Source organism: Nannocystis punicea, from assembly GCF_026965555.1.
In the GTDB taxonomy this organism is placed as follows: domain Bacteria; phylum Myxococcota_A; class Polyangia; order Nannocystales; family Nannocystaceae; genus Nannocystis; species Nannocystis punicea.
Genome location: NZ_CP114040.1, coordinates 7,580,134 through 7,595,000 on the forward strand (window position 1 = coordinate 7,580,134; position 14,867 = coordinate 7,595,000).

Annotated in this window: 12 protein-coding genes and 2 rRNA genes (1 of these 14 running past the window's edge); 6 read left to right on the forward strand and 8 right to left on the reverse strand. The window is 69.9% G+C overall.

Going from position 1 to position 14,867, the window contains the following annotated elements:
• Positions 1-154 precede the first annotated feature (154 nt).
• Together O0S08_RS29115 and O0S08_RS29120 are read left to right on the forward strand one after the other, a co-directional pair.
• A complete protein-coding gene (locus tag O0S08_RS29115) occupies positions 155-1,903 on the forward strand; it encodes a TrkH family potassium uptake protein (protein ID WP_269032604.1) in 1,749 nt (582 codons plus the stop codon).
• A gap of 9 nt (positions 1,904-1,912) precedes the next feature.
• A complete protein-coding gene (locus O0S08_RS29120; RefSeq protein WP_269032605.1) occupies positions 1,913-2,362 on the forward strand; it encodes a potassium channel family protein in 450 nt (149 codons plus the stop codon).
• Between the two features lie 188 nt (positions 2,363-2,550).
• Here O0S08_RS29120 and O0S08_RS29125 read toward each other — a convergent pair whose 3' ends face one another.
• Positions 2,551-2,799 (reverse strand): helix-turn-helix domain-containing protein, encoded by a 249-nt coding sequence (locus tag O0S08_RS29125; protein ID WP_269032606.1) that lies wholly within the window; start codon positions 2,797-2,799, stop codon positions 2,551-2,553.
• A gap of 425 nt (positions 2,800-3,224) precedes the next feature.
• Positions 3,225-4,232 (reverse strand): lysylphosphatidylglycerol synthase transmembrane domain-containing protein, encoded by a 1,008-nt coding sequence (locus O0S08_RS29130; RefSeq protein ID WP_269032607.1) that lies wholly within the window; start codon positions 4,230-4,232, stop codon positions 3,225-3,227.
• A gap of 134 nt (positions 4,233-4,366) precedes the next feature.
• Between O0S08_RS29130 and O0S08_RS29135 the strand changes: the two genes are divergently transcribed.
• A complete protein-coding gene (locus tag O0S08_RS29135) occupies positions 4,367-5,224 on the forward strand; it encodes a fumarylacetoacetate hydrolase family protein (protein WP_269032608.1) in 858 nt (285 codons plus the stop codon).
• Positions 5,225-5,228: 4 nt separating this feature from the next.
• Here O0S08_RS29135 and O0S08_RS29140 read toward each other — a convergent pair whose 3' ends face one another.
• From O0S08_RS29140 to O0S08_RS29150, 3 genes are all read right to left on the reverse strand, one after another.
• On the reverse strand, positions 5,229-5,633 hold the full coding sequence (locus O0S08_RS29140; protein ID WP_269032609.1) for a hypothetical protein: 405 nt from the start codon (positions 5,631-5,633) through the stop codon (positions 5,229-5,231).
• Positions 5,634-5,942: 309 nt separating this feature from the next.
• Positions 5,943-6,224 (reverse strand): phosphotransferase, encoded by a 282-nt coding sequence (locus O0S08_RS29145; RefSeq protein WP_269032610.1) that lies wholly within the window; start codon positions 6,222-6,224, stop codon positions 5,943-5,945.
• Positions 6,221-6,376, reverse strand: a complete 156-nt coding sequence (locus O0S08_RS29150; RefSeq protein WP_269032611.1) for a hypothetical protein — start codon at positions 6,374-6,376, stop codon at positions 6,221-6,223. Before O0S08_RS29150 ends, O0S08_RS29145 begins: the two co-directional genes overlap by 4 nt.
• Before the next feature lie 267 nt (positions 6,377-6,643).
• On the opposite strand from O0S08_RS29150, the gene O0S08_RS29155 reads away from it, so the two are divergent.
• Together O0S08_RS29155 and O0S08_RS29160 are read left to right on the forward strand one after the other, a co-directional pair.
• Complete coding sequence (locus tag O0S08_RS29155) at positions 6,644-8,749, forward strand: fused MFS/spermidine synthase (protein ID WP_269032612.1); 2,106 nt, start codon at positions 6,644-6,646, stop codon at positions 8,747-8,749.
• Between the two features lie 299 nt (positions 8,750-9,048).
• Complete coding sequence (locus O0S08_RS29160) at positions 9,049-9,828, forward strand: DUF1571 domain-containing protein (protein WP_269032613.1); 780 nt, start codon at positions 9,049-9,051, stop codon at positions 9,826-9,828.
• A gap of 61 nt (positions 9,829-9,889) precedes the next feature.
• Here O0S08_RS29160 and O0S08_RS29165 read toward each other — a convergent pair whose 3' ends face one another.
• Positions 9,890-11,437 carry a CehA/McbA family metallohydrolase domain-containing protein gene (locus O0S08_RS29165; RefSeq protein WP_269032614.1) on the reverse strand — a complete coding sequence of 516 codons (1,548 nt, stop codon included), beginning with the start codon at positions 11,435-11,437 and terminating at the stop codon, positions 9,890-9,892.
• An 881-nt stretch (positions 11,438-12,318) separates the two neighbouring features.
• Here O0S08_RS29165 and O0S08_RS29170 point away from each other — a divergent pair.
• Positions 12,319-13,329 carry a metallophosphoesterase family protein gene (locus O0S08_RS29170; protein ID WP_269032615.1) on the forward strand — a complete coding sequence of 337 codons (1,011 nt, stop codon included), beginning with the start codon at positions 12,319-12,321 and terminating at the stop codon, positions 13,327-13,329.
• A 226-nt stretch (positions 13,330-13,555) separates the two neighbouring features.
• On the opposite strand, the gene rrf is transcribed toward O0S08_RS29170, so the two are convergent.
• Together rrf and O0S08_RS29180 are read right to left on the reverse strand one after the other, a co-directional pair.
• A 5S ribosomal RNA gene (rrf, locus tag O0S08_RS29175) occupies positions 13,556-13,672 on the reverse strand.
• A 166-nt stretch (positions 13,673-13,838) separates the two neighbouring features.
• Positions 13,839-14,867 (reverse strand): 23S ribosomal RNA (locus tag O0S08_RS29180); it runs 1,914 nt beyond the window's last position.

Genomic DNA, 14,867 nt, shown 5'->3' on the forward strand with positions numbered 1-14,867 from the left:
GCCGCCGCCGTGACATCGTCTCGATGTCGCCCACCTCCGCTGCGACATCATCCGCGAACTCCACTTCGCCATTTCAAATCGACCCTCCAGCGCCGAGCAATCGCCCGCTCCTGCTGCGCGGCTCGCGGGCCGCCGGCGCCGATATAGTGGCACCGTGTCGATCGGCAGCCTGATCGTCCTCGTCGTCGCCGTCGCCGTCGCCGCGCTCGACGTCGCCGTCGCCTCGCCGTGGACCGGACTCCTCGTCATGCTCGGCATGGGCATCGTCACCCTCGCGGTCGCCGAGCAGGTGCGGCAGATGATCGCCACCCGCCGCAAGGACCCGAACCTCGGCGGCGTCGTGTGGTTCGAGGTCGCCCTGCTGCTCGCCCTGCTCGGCTTCCTCCTCGCCCGCGCCCTGCTCCTCGGCGACAGCTTCGACGGCCCGCTGAGCGATCGCCGGCTGGCGGCCGCCGAGACCTACGACCTCGTGTTCACCACCCTGGCCGCGATCGCCGGCGCGCTGGTGATCGCCCCCGAGCGCACCGGACGTGTCCTTTTGAACATGTCCCAGCGGCCAGCCATGATGCTGATCGGCAGCTTCGCCGCGCTGATCTCGCTCGGCAGCCTGCTGCTCACCTTGCCGGTGTCGCTGACCGACGCGGCCCACACCTCCTTCGTCGACTCCCTGTTCACCATGGCCAGCGCCGTGTGCGTCACCGGCCTGGCGGTCAACGACCTCGGCGCGACCTACAGCCTGTTCGGCCAGGGCGTGATCCTCACCGGCGTCCAGCTCGGCGGGATCGGCATCATGACCGTGGCCGCGCTGGCGCTGGCGTTCAGCAACAACAGCTCGCTGCAGAGCCAGCTGCGCTACGCCGCCATGCTCGACGCCCGCACCGTCGCCGACCTGCGCAAGATCGTCGTCGGCATCCTCGCCGGCACCTTCGTCGTCGAGGCCATCGGCGCGCTCCTCCTGTGGATGATGCTCGCCGGCGACCCGCGGATCGGCGACGCCTCGCCGCTGTGGACGGCCGTGTTCCACGCGGTGTCGTCGTTCTGCAACGCCGGCTTCGCGCTGTTCCCGGGCGGCATGGGCGCGTTCGTCGGCGACATCGGCGTCCAGGCCGTCGTCATGACCCTGATGATCGTCGGCGGCCTCGGCTTCCCGATCCTCGTCGAGCTCGTCCGCCACGGCTGGCGCCGCCTGCTCCGCGTCGTCAAGCCGGCCACCCCGGCGCCGCCGCGGCTGTCGCTGGCCACGCGCGTGGTGCTGTCGACGACCCTCGCGCTGATCGTCGCCGGCACCGTCGCAGTGCTCGCGCTCGAGTTCGGGTCGGGACTTTCGCCCGCGGGCGAGCACGGGATCTTCCACCGCCTGTGGTCCGCGCTGTTCATCTCCGCCAACACCCGCAGCGGCGGGCTCGACACCGTCGGCGTCGGCGGCATGCGCGACGCCACGCTGCTGGTGCTGTGCGTGCTGATGTTCATCGGCGGCGCCCCGGCCTCCACCGCCGGCGGGATCAAGACCACCACCTTCGCCACCGTTGTCGCCACCCTGCGCGCGGAGCTGCGCGGCCGCGAGCCCGAGCTCGCCGGTCGCGCCCTCGCCCCCGAGGTCGTGCGCAAGGCCACCGCCGTCCTGGTGATGATGGGCGGCCTCTTGATGGCCTTCGTCCTCCTGCTCAGCCTCACCGAGGACCTGCCGTTCCTCCACGTCGCCTTCGAGGCAGTGTCGGCGCTGGCCACCGTCGGGCTGTCGACCGGGATCACCGGCTCCTTCTCGGTCGCCGGCAAGCTGATTCTCACCGCCGCGATGTTCCTCGGCCGCGTCGGCCCCTTCACGATCGCCCTCGCCGTCGCCGACCGAGCCGCCGCCCACTCGCGCCACCGCCTCGCCCGCGAGGACCTCCCGGTCGGGTAAGCTGTCGCCATGGCACAGAGCCGTTACCTCATCATCGGCCTCGGGCGCTTCGGCGCCGCCCTCGCCGAATCGCTCGCCGAGCAGGGCGCCGAAGTCATCGCCGTCGACCGCGACATGGCGATGGTCGACGCAGTCAAGCAGAAGGTCGCCTACGCGATCGAGCTCGACGCCACCGATCCCCAGGCGCTGCTGTCCATCGACCCGCAGAAGTGCCGCGCCGCCATCGTCGCCATCGGCGAGAACTTCGAGGCGACCGTGCTCACCCTCGCCGCCCTCAAGGAGGTCGGCGTGCGCGACATCGTCGCCCGCTCCCGCTCCGCCCGCGAGTCGCGGATCCTCCAGGCAGTCGGCGCCACCCAGGTCATCGAGCTCGAGTACGAGATGGGCCGCACCTTCGGCAAGCGCCTGCACGGCGGCGTCGAGGCCCAGCCCGCCCTCGGCCAGGCGCTCAAGCCCTGAAGCTCGTACACCACCGAAGGACATGTCCCATCGGACATTTCCTGAAGCCCATGCCCCCGAGGACATGCTCGATCGCGCAGGTCCGCTGGTCCTCGTCCGTCGGCCCTTTTTTAAATGACCAGCGGCCCGACGCCGGAGCGACGGGCCGCGCGAGAGGCGTTGAGGAGCCGCCCCCGGTCTTCAATGGTTCACGCGGTCATCGCGGCGACGCCGGCGACGCTCGCGGACGAGCGCGGCGCGGAGTCGCCGAAGCCGGGCCGGGCACCGACGTCGCGGATCCAGCGGATGTTGTGCTTGATGATGCGCCGCTTGAGCGCGTGCCGGGTGATACCGAGCAGTTTGGCTGCTTCGACGATGCTGCCCGCGGTGTGGAGGGCGGTCTCGCAAAGAAGGCGTTCGGCGGCGGTGAGGTTGAAGCTGTCGAGGACGATCTGCATGACGACAACCTAGAACACCCGCTTGATCCAACGGAGAACAAGCGCGCGGCCTCTGAACAGCGACCGGCTTGTGTTTCGTGCGTCGCGCGGCATGTGGCCGCGTACTCGCGGGGACCGCGGAGACCCGCGCGCTGGCGAGCGCGCCGCCCGTCCTCGCATGACGCGAGCGCGTGCACCCGACGAGGTGCTGCAGCGCCTCGGTGCGGCTTCACGGCTCGCGTCACACCCGGACGGTCGACGCTGGCGTCGCTCGTCCGGCCCACCGACACGGGGGTTGATCCGGTCCGGATCAACCCCGCCGAACCGTCACGGAAGACTCCTCGCAACACCGCGGCGCGGGCCGCTCCGCTCGCGGCGGACAGGACCGTGGAGTGCGCCGCGTGCAGCCTCCTGCCGACCGGCGCCTGGCGACGCACGGCGCGTCGTCACTGCGGCCCGGCGGTCGGCTCGACGCACGCCTGCCGCGTGCCGGGGCCGCGGCGGATCAGCACCGCCAGCGCGACCCCGCCGACCACCTCGCCGTACCACAGGGTGCAAGCGCGGATGAGGATCGTCGACGCCAGCGCGATCGGCTGCGTCACCCCGTGGGCCAGTCGCGCCACCAGCACGGCCAGCGAGCCCTCCGTCGCCCCGAGCCCGCCGGGTAAAAAACTCAGCGCGCCGATCAGCGTCGTCGTCGCCCACAAGAATGTACAAAGGGACAGGCTCGCCTCGACCCCGGCGAAGCCGTGCAAGATCAGCCAGTAGCCGACGCACTCGAGGCCCCAGCCCGCCACGCTGATCACGCTCAGCACCACCAGCGCCCGCAGGCGCAGCACTGCCGCGCTGCTGTCGACCAGGCCCTCCGCGCGCGCGACCAGCCCGCGCAGCCGCGGCAGCCGGCCGAGCAGCGCGAGGAGGCCGCGACACAGCCGCGGGCTGCCGAGCACCACCACGCCGGCGACCACCAGCGCCAGCGTGACGAGGGCGACCGGCAGGTACTCGCGGTGCTCGGCGATCCCGACCAGGCTGAGCACCACCAGCGCGACCAGGTCCGTCAGGCGATCGGCGACCACCACCGGCGCGGTGCGGGTGAACGGCACGCCGTCGGTCTCGCGCAACAGGTAGCTGCGCAGCACCTCGCCGATCTTGCCCGGCGTCACCGACATGCTGAGGCCGGCCAGGTAGACCAGCAGCGAGCGCCCGTACGACAGCCCGGGCGCGGCTCCCGGCCCGGCCCTGCGGACCCCGAGCCACCCGAGGCACAGCTCCCACTTGAGGAAGCGCAGCAGGTAGTTGACGCTCGACAGCCCCAGCGCCGCCAGCACCATCGACCATGTATATTCGGACATGGCCTCTCGGACACGTCCAGCGTCGACCCACAGCACCGCCGCCGCGTAGACCAGCACGCCGAGCGCGACGCCGACGAGGGCGCGGCGGACGAAGCGGCTCACGCGAGCTCCCGGGGGCGTTTGGGCATGGGGGGCGAGGATAGCGGCCCCGGCGGGCGAGACAAGGCCGCCCGGCGGCCTGCGCGGCGGCGGGCGCCGACTTGCGCGCGGGCGGCGAGGCGGGCAGCATCGCGGCGATGACCAGCGGAGGCAACGACGAGGTGCTGTGGCTCGGGCGCGCCCGGGCGCCCGGAGCGGCAGGTGCGCGGGCGGTGCGAGTGCGGACGCGCGGCGCTGCGCCCGGTCCGGACGACGTCGCCGAGGAGATCGACGATCCGTTCGCCGACGACGACGGCGACCCGTGGCAGCGGGCCGCCGAGGCGCGCGCCGGCGGCCTGCGAGCGCCGATCGCCGCGCTCGAGCTGCTGGCGCCGTTACGGCCGAGCAAGGTGATCTGCGTCGGCCGCAACTTCCGCGCCCACGCGGCCGAGCTCGGCAACGAGGTCCCGACCGAGCCGCTCCTGTTCTTCAAGCCGCCGAGCTGCCTGGTGCCGTCGGGCCAGGCGGTGCAGCTGCCCCGCGGCTACGAGCGCATCGACATGGAGAGCGAGCTCGTCGTGGTGGTCGGCCGCAAGGCCAGCCACGTCGCCGCCGAGCGGGCCTTCGAGCACGTCGCCGGCTACGCCGTCGGCAACGACGTCTCGAACCGCGACCTGCAGAAGCGCGACAAGCAGTGGACCCGCGCCAAGGGCTTCGACGGCTTCGGCCCGCTCGCCGCCTGGATCCGCCTCACCCCGCCCGGGTTCGTGCCGCCGGCGGAGGCCCGGATCTGCGGCTGGCTCAACGGACAGGCCAAACAATCCGCCCCGCTGGCCGACATGGTGTTCGACATGCCGTACCTGTTCGCGTACATCAGCGCCTGCATGACGCTGATGCCGGGCGACCTGATCTTCACCGGCACGCCCGAGGGCGTCGCGGCGCTGCAGCCCGGCGACTCGGCGAAGGTCGCCCTCGACGGCTTCGAGCTGGCCCCGCTGGTCACCCCGTTCACCTGAGCCCTCAGCGCTGCTTGCTCGGGCCCGACAGCGTCGCGATCTGCTCGCACGTCAGCTTGCAGGTCTCGCGGTCGGTCTTGCGCAACGAGGTGTCGGTGTAGCAGTCGTCGAGGCACGCCGACAGCTGCTCGAGCGTCGCCGGCGTCGGCGCGTTGACGACGCGCTCGGCCCGTTTGGCGCACGACTGCAGGCAGGCGTCGCGGCCGGTGCCGCGGTTGTGGCAGGCCGCCATGCAGCGCGAGGCCTTCGCCAGGCCGCCGTCGTACTCGCGCTCGCGCTCACGCTTCGAGACCGTCGGCGCCGTGCTCGGCGCCCCCGCGGCATCTTCGGCCGCATCGGCGCTCGGCGCGGCGACGAAGGGAGCGAGCAGCAATGCCAGGAGCGTTGCGGTGATCGATGCAGTTCGCATGTCTCGGGGGTAGCGCGGGTGCTGTGTGCCGCAATGCGACTCACAGCACGGAGCGCCGAAATCACCGCGGACGAGCGTCCGAGAGCCATCATACGGCCGCGCTCGATTGTGCACACGGCGAGCGCGCCGGCGAATCGCCCCTGGAGAAGAGCCGCGGCCGCGACCGCAGCAATTCTCGAGCCAGCCCAACTGTGATCATTGCACGTTCGGGGTCCCACGGCCCCAACGCGCGGCTACCGGCCCGAATCGCGCGCGGCGCTCGCGGGACGGTCCCGACAATCGCCGCGCGCTCGCTTTCGTCGACTGTGATCAATCGCCGGCGGCGGATTCGACCGTCGCCAGGTGCGCCCGCGCGTGCGCCATTGCCTCGGTGTGGCCGATCCGCAGCGCCCATTCGGCGGACAGCACCGCGAACGCCGCCCAGCGCTCGGCCGCGTGTTCGACGAGGCCCGGCCAGGTGGTCCCGCCGGCCGCCGCGAAGCGCTCGATCAGCCGCACCAGCGCGTCGCGACCGAAGCCACCGAGCAGCAGCGCCAGATCGATCGACGGGTCGTCGACCCGCGCCGCGGTCCAGTCGAGCACCCTGCTCACGCGCGCGTCGTCGGCGAGCAGCAGGTGGCCGGGTGCAGGTCGCCGTGCACGAGCGCCGTGTGGGTCGGCCACAGCGCATCGGCGTGCAGCCACCGTGGCCAGCGCGCCCACATGCGCGGCGACGGCTCCAGCGCCTCGCGCGTGGCCGTCATCGCCGACGCACGCGCCGAGCCGACGCGCACGCGGGCGGCGGCGGGGCTCAGCGGAGGCAGATGAACGCGACCATGAAGCGAGCTTCGCACCGCCCCGGGCGCCCGTGCAAGCCCCTGGGTCCGCGAATTCGCGGCGGATCTCCGCCGGCGCCCGACCCTCGCGCGGCGCGTCGGCCGGCCTCATGCGGCGGAACGCGCAGCGAAGCACGTCGAGCAGCACGAGCCGCGTGGCCGTCGCCTGCGCGATTGAAGTACTCTCGCGCGGCTGTGCCCGCCCCTGCCCGCACCCCCGCCTCCTCCGCGCTGTTCGCCGTAGCGATCGGGCTCGGCGCGTTCCTGCTGTTCCTCGTGCAGTTCATCCTCGGCAAGCAGCTGCTCCCGTGGTTCGGCGGCGCGCCGGCGGTGTGGACCACCTGCATGCTGTTCTTCCAGCTGCTGCTGCTCGGCGGCTACGGCTACGCCCACCTGCTCGCCGACCGGTTCACGCCGGCGCGTCAGCGCGACATCCACCTCGCCGCGCTCGCGCTCGCCGCGGTGCTGCTGCTCGTGCGGGCGTTCGTGTGGCCGGCGCCGATCAGCCCCTCGGACGCCTGGAAGCCCGACGCCGAGGCCAGCCCGATCCTCGCCATCCTCGGCCTCCTCGCCTTCACCGTCGGCCTGCCCTTCCTGGTCCTCGCCGCCACCGGCCCGCTGCTGCAGAGCTGGTTCGCCCGCGTGCGCCCCGGCGTCTCGCCCTACCGCCTGTACGCGCTGTCGAACCTCGGCTCGCTGCTCGGCATGTTCTCGTACCCGTTCGCGCTCGAGCCCGCCCTGCCGATCGCCGGCCAGGGCTGGGTGTGGTCGATCGGCTTCTTCGTGTTCGCGGTCGCTTGCGCCGCCTGTGCCGTGCTGGCCGGGGCCGCGCCCGCGCCGGCCAAGCCTTCGGGACATGTCGGATCGGACAGCAAGCCCTCGGGCGGTCGCCGGCTGCTGTGGTTCGCCCTGGCGACCATCCCCTCGACCATGCTGCTGGCGACCACCAGCCAGATCAGCCAGGAGGTCGCCGTCATCCCGTTCCTGTGGATGTTGCCGCTCGCGCTCTACCTGCTGAGCTTCATCCTCTGCTTCGAGTACGAGCGCAGCTACGTCCGCGCGCTGTGGCTGCCGCTGCTCGTCCTCGGCGCCGGCGCCGCCACCTACGCCCTGTTCGCGGGCGTCTACGCCGGCATGGTCCTGCAGCTCGTCATCTACCTGGTGACCTTGCTGGCCTACTGCATGGTCTGCCACGGCGAGCTGGTGCGGCAGAAACCTGACCCGAAGTACCTGACGCAGTTCTACCTGATCGTCTCGGCCGGCGGCGCGGCCGGCGGGATCTTCACGGGCGTGGTCGCGCCGCTCTTGTTCCCCGAGTTCTGGGAGCTGCCGATCGCGCTGTTCGTCGGCTTCGCCCTGGCGATGTACGTGCTGTACCGCGGCGCCTGGCCGCAGCGGCTGTGGCTGTCGGCCCTGTCGGCCTTCGGCGTGCTCGTGGGGTCGCTCGCCCTCGCGGGCGCGCTCGTCTATCACATGCGCGAGCAGCTCGACGACAACATGGTCGTCACGCGGAACTTCTTCGGCGTGCTCCGCGTCGACCGGGCGAGCGGGGGCAACCTCGCGTACACGCGCCTGCGCCACGGCCGGATCACCCACGGCATCCAGTTCGAGAGCGAGCCGCTGAGCTCCGCGCCCACGAGCTACTACGGGCAGACCAGCGGCGTCGGCCTCGCCGTCGAGAAGCACCCGCGGCGGCTCGCCGGGGAGCGCCTGCACATCGGCGTCGTCGGCCTCGGCGCCGGCACCATGGCCAGCTACGGGCGAGCGGGCGACCGCGTGCGCTTCTACGAGATCAACCCGGCCGTGGTCGCGCTCTCGACCGGCGACGAGCCCTACTTCACGTACTTGCAGCAGTGCGCAGGCGAGGTCGCCGTCGTCATCGGCGACGCCCGCGTCGCGCTCGAGCGCGAGCAGCCGCAGGGCTTCGACGTGCTCGCCATCGACGCGTTCAGCAGCGACTCGATCCCCGCGCACCTGCTCACGGTCGAGGCCGTCGAGCTCTACTTCCGCCACCTGCGCGAGGGCGGCATCCTCGCCGTCCACATCTCGAACCGCTACCTCGACCTCGACCCCGTCGTGCGCGGCATCGGCGAGAAGCTCGGGCTCCACGTCGAGTACGTCGAGGACCTCGAGAACGACGAGGTCGTGTGGCAGAGCGACTGGATGCTGCTCGCCCGCCGTGAGGCCGACATGAACAGCCCCGACCTGATCAACGCGCTCGCGCCCAAGATCGACCCCGACGCGCCTTATCCGCTGTGGACCGACGCGTACAGCAACCTGCTGCAGGTGCTGAAGCGCTGATCGTCGCTATCATTCGTTGAACACGCGGGCCGCCCGACAATCCGCGGGGCCTGCGATACGCACTGCGCCGATTCGCGCCCGGGCACGACATCGCGCATTCGAATGATCCGCACGGGATAAGCCACAAATGACATAAGGCGCGTTCGCACGGGCGCCCGCCCGCGCGTGAATAGGGCCTGGGGGCCGGCGTCGCAGCGGCCCCCCCGAACAACGTCTATCTGCGGTCGCGCTCGCTCTTGCTCATTTGCGGGGCCGCCGCGGTTGACGAGAGGAAGAAAGCCATGCAAAAGCTCCACCCCATGAAATGGCTTACGCGTCATGTGCCGTCGCTGATCGCGGCGGTCACGGTCGTCGCCGGCGCCGCGCTCGTCGCTCGCGCCGAGGAGCCCGCCGCCGTCGCCGGCGTCGAGGCCGACGCTGCGAAGATCCGCCAGCTCGTGTTCGACATGGAGAAGGCGTTCGAGCAGGTCCACGACTACACCACCACCATGTACAAGCAAGAGCGCGTCAAAGGCCGCCTGATGCCGCGCGAAGAGCTCCAGGTCAAGTTCCGCAAGCCGCTCGACATCTATCTCAAGTGGACCGGCGAGGTGAACCAGACCCGCGAGGTCATCTACGCCAAGGGCTGGAACGACGACAAGATCCGGGCCCACAAGGGCTCCTTCCCCGACATGACGGTCAACCTGCGCCCCGACTCGAGCATGGCGATGCAGGGCAACCGCCACATGATCACCGAGGCCCACTTCGGCCACGCGATCGGCGTCATCGCCCGCGACGCGCGGCTCAGCGAGTCGCGCCCGCAGGACGGCGTCCGTTACCTCGACCTCGGCGAGAAGGTCGTCCACGGCGCCCGCAGCCGCTGTGTCGAGGCCCGCACCCCGGCGGGCGGCGTGTTCAGCGTCTACTACGCCGCGCGGGCCAAGATCTGCTTCGACGTGAAGACCAAGATGCCGACGCGGATCCAGGTGTGGGACGCCGACGGCGACCTGCTCGAGGACTACGGCTTCCAGGACACCAAGATCAACGTCGGCCTCACCGACCTCGACTTCGACCCGTCCAACGCCGAGTACAACTTCTGATCCGACGATTCAGCCGGAGGCCCCCGGGCCTCCGGCTGTCTTATTAGACATGTGCTGACAATCAGGGCCGAACGAACAGCGCGCCGCTGTAGATCCACGGCGCCTCGATGTCGGCGTATTCGAGCGCGTCGCCGAGGTACGGCAGCAGGTGCTTCGGCGTGATCCAGACCTCGACGCGGTACACGCCGGGGCCCGGGGCCTCGACCTCGATCTGTCCGCTCGACCAGGTCATGAGCTCCTCGCGCTGGTCTCCGGTCGCCCGGTAGAGCACGCCGCGGACCCCCGGCGCCTCCGCGCCCTGCGGGCTGCGCGGGTCGAGCGTCGGCAGCACCGCCCGCAGCGTGAGCGGGCCGCCGGCCAGCGACACCTCGGCGCCCATCTCGACCACCGCCGCCCCTTCGCCGTGGAAGTCGAACCCGACCGGCGTGCCGAGCGACTCGAACACGATGTGGTTGTTGCCGGCGCGCAGCGCCGCCTTGACCGCCTGCGGCGTCAGCTCAGCCGTGCGGATGCGGTTGTTGAACCACCGGATCATGCGCCGGTACGAGTCGCCGCGCTCGCCGTCGGTGGCGATGCTGTCGAACACGTTCTGGTGCGCGTCCGTGCCGGCCGAGATCGTCAGCCGCTGCGTCTGTCCCAGCGTCTCGAGCGCCACGATGGACGGCTCGTTGGGCAGCAGGAACGCCAGCGTCGCCAGGTCGGGCTGTCGGCCCGGCTGCAGGAAGAACGGGATGATCGCCGCGAAGTAGTCGTCGTCCTCGAGCCCGAGGTCCTGCATGCGGATGTCGGGGTCGAGGTTGGCGTGCAGCTGGTACAGCTCGATGCCGTCGAGCCCGAGCGTCGCCAGCTCGGCGACGTCGCGGCCCTCCGTGTGCGCCACCCAGGCCAGCGCGCCGGCCTCCTTGATCGCCGCGAACGCCGCCGGCGAGCTCGTGCCGTACACGTCGGTCACGTGCTTCTCGAGCCCGAACGGCATCATCTCCGCGCTCTCGATCCCCGGCAGCACCATGACCTTGTGCCCGTCCGGGCACTTCAACCAGCTGGCGATCGGCGTGCCGCCGTCGCCCAGGATCGGCTCGTCCATCCCGCGCATCAGCAGCAGCTCCTCGTAGGCCGCCTCGCTCGCGTGCACCGGGTGATCGCTCAGCATCGCCACGTCGATCCGCGGCGTGCACAGCCCCGCGCGGAGGTCCGCCAGACAATCCTCGTCGGGCACCCCGTTCGGCTGCGGGTCGCCGTCGCAGGCGTCGTGCGAGTGGTGCGAGTGCAGATGCATGATCGCCCTCACCTCGCGCAGGCCGCGGATCGTCGCGCAGCCGGAGATGTCCGGCTGGCCCTTGTCCCACGCGATCGGCATGTCCGGCGGCGCAGTGTCTGCGCACCCACCCTCGACCCCGGTCGTATCGGTCGCCGTCGTCGCCTCGTCCGTCGTCGTCGGCGTCGTCGTGGTCGGCTCGGTCGGTCCCGTGGGGGTCCCGGTCGTGGTCGTGCCGGTCGCCGTGGTCCCCGTCGACGACGACGTCTCGCTGGCCGCGCCGGTCTCGTTCCCCGACCCGTTGCAGGCCCCGATCCACAGCGCTCCGCTCACGATGCTCGCCCACTTGCGCATGGTCGCCTCCAAGATCTCCGCGCACAGTATCACGATCCCGCACGAGGCCGCCCGACCGCCGCGCACCGTGCCCTCGCCCCGTCGTGCGCCGACTCCTGTCCTCGCGGGCCTTCACCCCGCGCACGCGCGGGATCCCCGTGATTCCTGCGGGGGGTACGGCGACCGCGGGCCCGTCGATTCGCCGAACCAGCGAGACATGCCTTTTCGAACATGTTCATGAGGACATCTTCCGAAAACCCGGCGCGAGGCCGCTGCCTGCACCTCCGTCGACGAGCTCCGTCTCGGCCGCGAGTCATCGGCGAGCGCGTCGGCGAGCGCTCCGCCCGGGCAGAGCCGCTCTCTCCACCCGCATCGCTCCGAAGCTCTCGTCGACCATTTCGAGCTCGTCCACCTCCTCCGAGGGCCAGCCGTTCGTCGCCGCTGCCGAACACTTCCAGCGCGCGGCCGTGCGAGAGCTCCCCGAGACCCACGCCGAATCGATCGGCACCAGCCCGTCGGTTCATTCCACGTCTCACCCGCGAGCTCGCCAGCGACTGCCCTCGCGGCCCTCGACGCTCACAGCAGCAATCTCCTGCGTGTGCACGGACAACCGGACCTCGCTGCCTCGTGCTCCCCAGCTCTGCCCGACGGACGGACCCCGAACTGCGCACGACGAGCCGAACCTCGCTGCCGGCCTCCGAGTTCTGCCCGCACCCGCCTTACGCCCGAACGAGCCGCAGCCATGGAACTTGTTCCAAGGACAGCCGTCGCCTGTGTACCCCATGACGGCACGCAGGCGGACCGATCTGCGGCGGACCGACCCTTTTTGAAAAGGGCCGCCCAGGACGACGAAGCCTGCGACGGGTGACGGAGCCCGGCTCGCCGGTGTAGTCTCTGGTGCCATGTCTGCCCTCCTGCCCCGTTCCGCCCTCGTCTTCGCCTTCGCCTTCGCCGCCTGCGGAGGCGACACCAAGACGGCTCCCAAGACCGACGAGAAGAAGGTCGAGGCCAAGGCCGACGCCAAGGAGGAACCCGCCACGGACGCGGCGAAGAAGCCGCGGCCGCGGGCTCCCGCCAGCGAGAAGTCGCGGGTCGCCGATCCCAAGGGCCGCACGGTCGTCATCGGCTCGCTCAATGGCGACCTGGTCGCCACCAAGGCCGCGCTCAAGACGGCCGGCGTGATCGACGACGCCGGCAAGTGGACCGGGGGCGACCTCGTCGTCGTCCAGCTCGGCAATCAATTCGGCAACAGCAAGGACGAGAAGGCCACCCTCGCCCTCCTCGACGACCTCGCCGCGCAGGCGCAGGCCGCCGGGGGCGCGCTCTACCGTCTGACCGGCGAGAACGAGATCCTCAACGTCGCGCTCAACTTCAAGGACATCGTCCACGCCCAGGGTTTCAAGGATTACGCCAAGGAGAAGAGCGACGACCCGCGGGTCGAGAGCCTGCCGGCCAATCAGCGCGGCCGGGCCGCCGTGTTCGCCTCCGGTGGTCCCACCGCCAAGAAGCTGTCGGAGCAGAAGCTGATCCTCGTCGCCGGCGACAGCGTCTTCGCCCACGCCGGCCTGCTCGGCGAGCACGTCCAGAAGGGCATCGACAACATCAACGACGAGAGCACCAAGTGGATGCTCGGGGAGATCGCCATGATGCCGGACATGCTCGCAGGCCCTGGCCCCGCGCGGACACCTCGCCTCCGCGGCAACGAGCCCGCCTGCGAGGTGGTCGAGCAGGTCGTCACCGACCTCGCGGTGAAGCGGCTCGTGATCGCCCGCCCCGCCGCCGAGAAGATCGACGCCGTCATGTGCGACGGCAAACTCGTGCGGGTGGGAGCTGCTGCGGGCGATGCCAGCGGCCCGGCCGAGATCCTTGAGATCGCCGGCGGTGCGGTGAAGTTCATCCCGATCGCCAAGTAACCGGCACCTGCAGCCCGCACCCGCCCGGGACACGAACTCGAGCCTGCTCCCGTCGCACCGCCACGGGTCCATCCGCTGTCGGCTCTCGCCCCTGAGTGCCCAAGCACCGCCAGGCGAAGGGGGAGGCCTGCAGCGCGGGCCCTTCCACGAAATCGTGGCGTATCCAGGCGGCCGCGCGCGAGCGAGACCCAAATAAAAAAGCCCCCTTCTTTCGAAGGGGGCATAGCGCTGGCGGCGTCCTACTCTCCCACAGGGTCTCCCCTGCAGTACCATCGGCGCTGGAAGTCTTAACGACCGAGTTCGGGATGGGATCGGGTGTGGCCCTTCCGCCATAGCCACCAGCAAAACTTGTCGACGAGCTGCGAGACTGACCGCGCGAGGCGGTTCGGGGCTCGCAAAGAGATTGTGCGCTGTGCACGGGGCTCCATTTCGGAGCGGGTCCTACTGACCCTCGTGCGTGTATCGCTCGGAACCTCGGACCTCAAACGCGCCACACGGGAGCGGCGCCCAAGGTCAAGCCGAACGGTCGATTAGTACCGGTTAGCTCCGCGCGTCACCGCGCTTCCACACCCGGCCTATTAACGTCGTCGTCTACGACGGACCTTCAGGGAATCCTCATCTTGTGGTTGGCTTCCCGCTTAGATGCTTTCAGCGGTTATCCGTTCCAGACATGGCTACCCGGCGATGCTCTTGGCAAAACAACCGGAACACCAGGGGTCTGTCCATCCCGGTCCTCTCGTACTAGGGACAGCTCCACTTCAAGATTCCTGCGCCCACGGCAGATAGGGACCAAACTGTCTCACGACGTTTTGAACCCAGCTCGCGTACCGCTTTAATTGGCGAACAGCCAAACCCTTGGGACCTACTACAGCCCCAGGATGCGATGAGCCGACATCGAGGTGCCAAACCACGCCGTCGATGTGAACTCTTGGGCGTGATAAGCCTGTTATCCCCGGAGTACCTTTTATCCGTTGAGCGATGGCCCTTCCATTCAGAACCACCGGATCACTAAGGCCCACTTTCGTGCCTGCTCCTCTTGTATGAGTCGCAGTCAAGCTCCCTTATGCCTTTACACTCTTCGGCTGGTTTCCAATCAGCCTGAGGGAACCTTTGCGCGCCTCCGTTACTCTTTCGGAGGTGACCGCCCCAGTCAAACTACCCACCAGGCAGTGTCCCGGACCAGGCTCACTGGTCACGGTTAGGCTTTCAGACTTCTCAGGGTGGTATTTCAACGTTGGCTCCGTGGAACCTAGCGGCCCCACATCATAGCCTCCCACCTATCCTACACAGACAAGTCCGAAAACCAGTGCCAAGCTGCAGTAAAGGTTCACGGGGTCTTTCCGTCTTGCCGCGGGTACGGGGCATCTTCACCCCGATTTCAATTTCGCTGAGTCCCGGGTCGAGACAGTGGGGAAGTCGTTACGCCATTCGTGCAGGACGGAACTTACCCGCCAAGGAATTTCGCTACCTTAGGACCGTTATAGTTACGGCCGCCGTTTACCGGGGCTTCGATTCGATGCTTCGCTTGCGCTGACATC

What these genes read in the sequence shown, in the direction of transcription:
- O0S08_RS29120 (WP_269032605.1), top strand. Translation starts at nt 1,913, where the DNA reads ATGGCACAGAGCCGTTACCTCATCATCGGCCTCGGGCGCTTCGGCGCC.
- O0S08_RS29125 (WP_269032606.1), bottom strand. Translation starts at nt 2,799, where the DNA reads ATGCAGATCGTCCTCGACAGCTTCAACCTCACCGCCGCCGAACGCCTT.
- O0S08_RS29135 (WP_269032608.1), top strand. Translation starts at nt 4,367, where the DNA reads ATGACCAGCGGAGGCAACGACGAGGTGCTGTGGCTCGGGCGCGCCCGG.
- O0S08_RS29140 (WP_269032609.1), bottom strand. Translation starts at nt 5,633, where the DNA reads ATGCGAACTGCATCGATCACCGCAACGCTCCTGGCATTGCTGCTCGCT.
- O0S08_RS29150 (WP_269032611.1), bottom strand. Translation starts at nt 6,376, where the DNA reads ATGACGGCCACGCGCGAGGCGCTGGAGCCGTCGCCGCGCATGTGGGCG.
- O0S08_RS29160 (WP_269032613.1), top strand. Translation starts at nt 9,049, where the DNA reads ATGAAATGGCTTACGCGTCATGTGCCGTCGCTGATCGCGGCGGTCACG.
- O0S08_RS29165 (WP_269032614.1), bottom strand. Translation starts at nt 11,437, where the DNA reads ATGCGCAAGTGGGCGAGCATCGTGAGCGGAGCGCTGTGGATCGGGGCC.
- O0S08_RS29170 (WP_269032615.1), top strand. Translation starts at nt 12,319, where the DNA reads ATGTCTGCCCTCCTGCCCCGTTCCGCCCTCGTCTTCGCCTTCGCCTTC.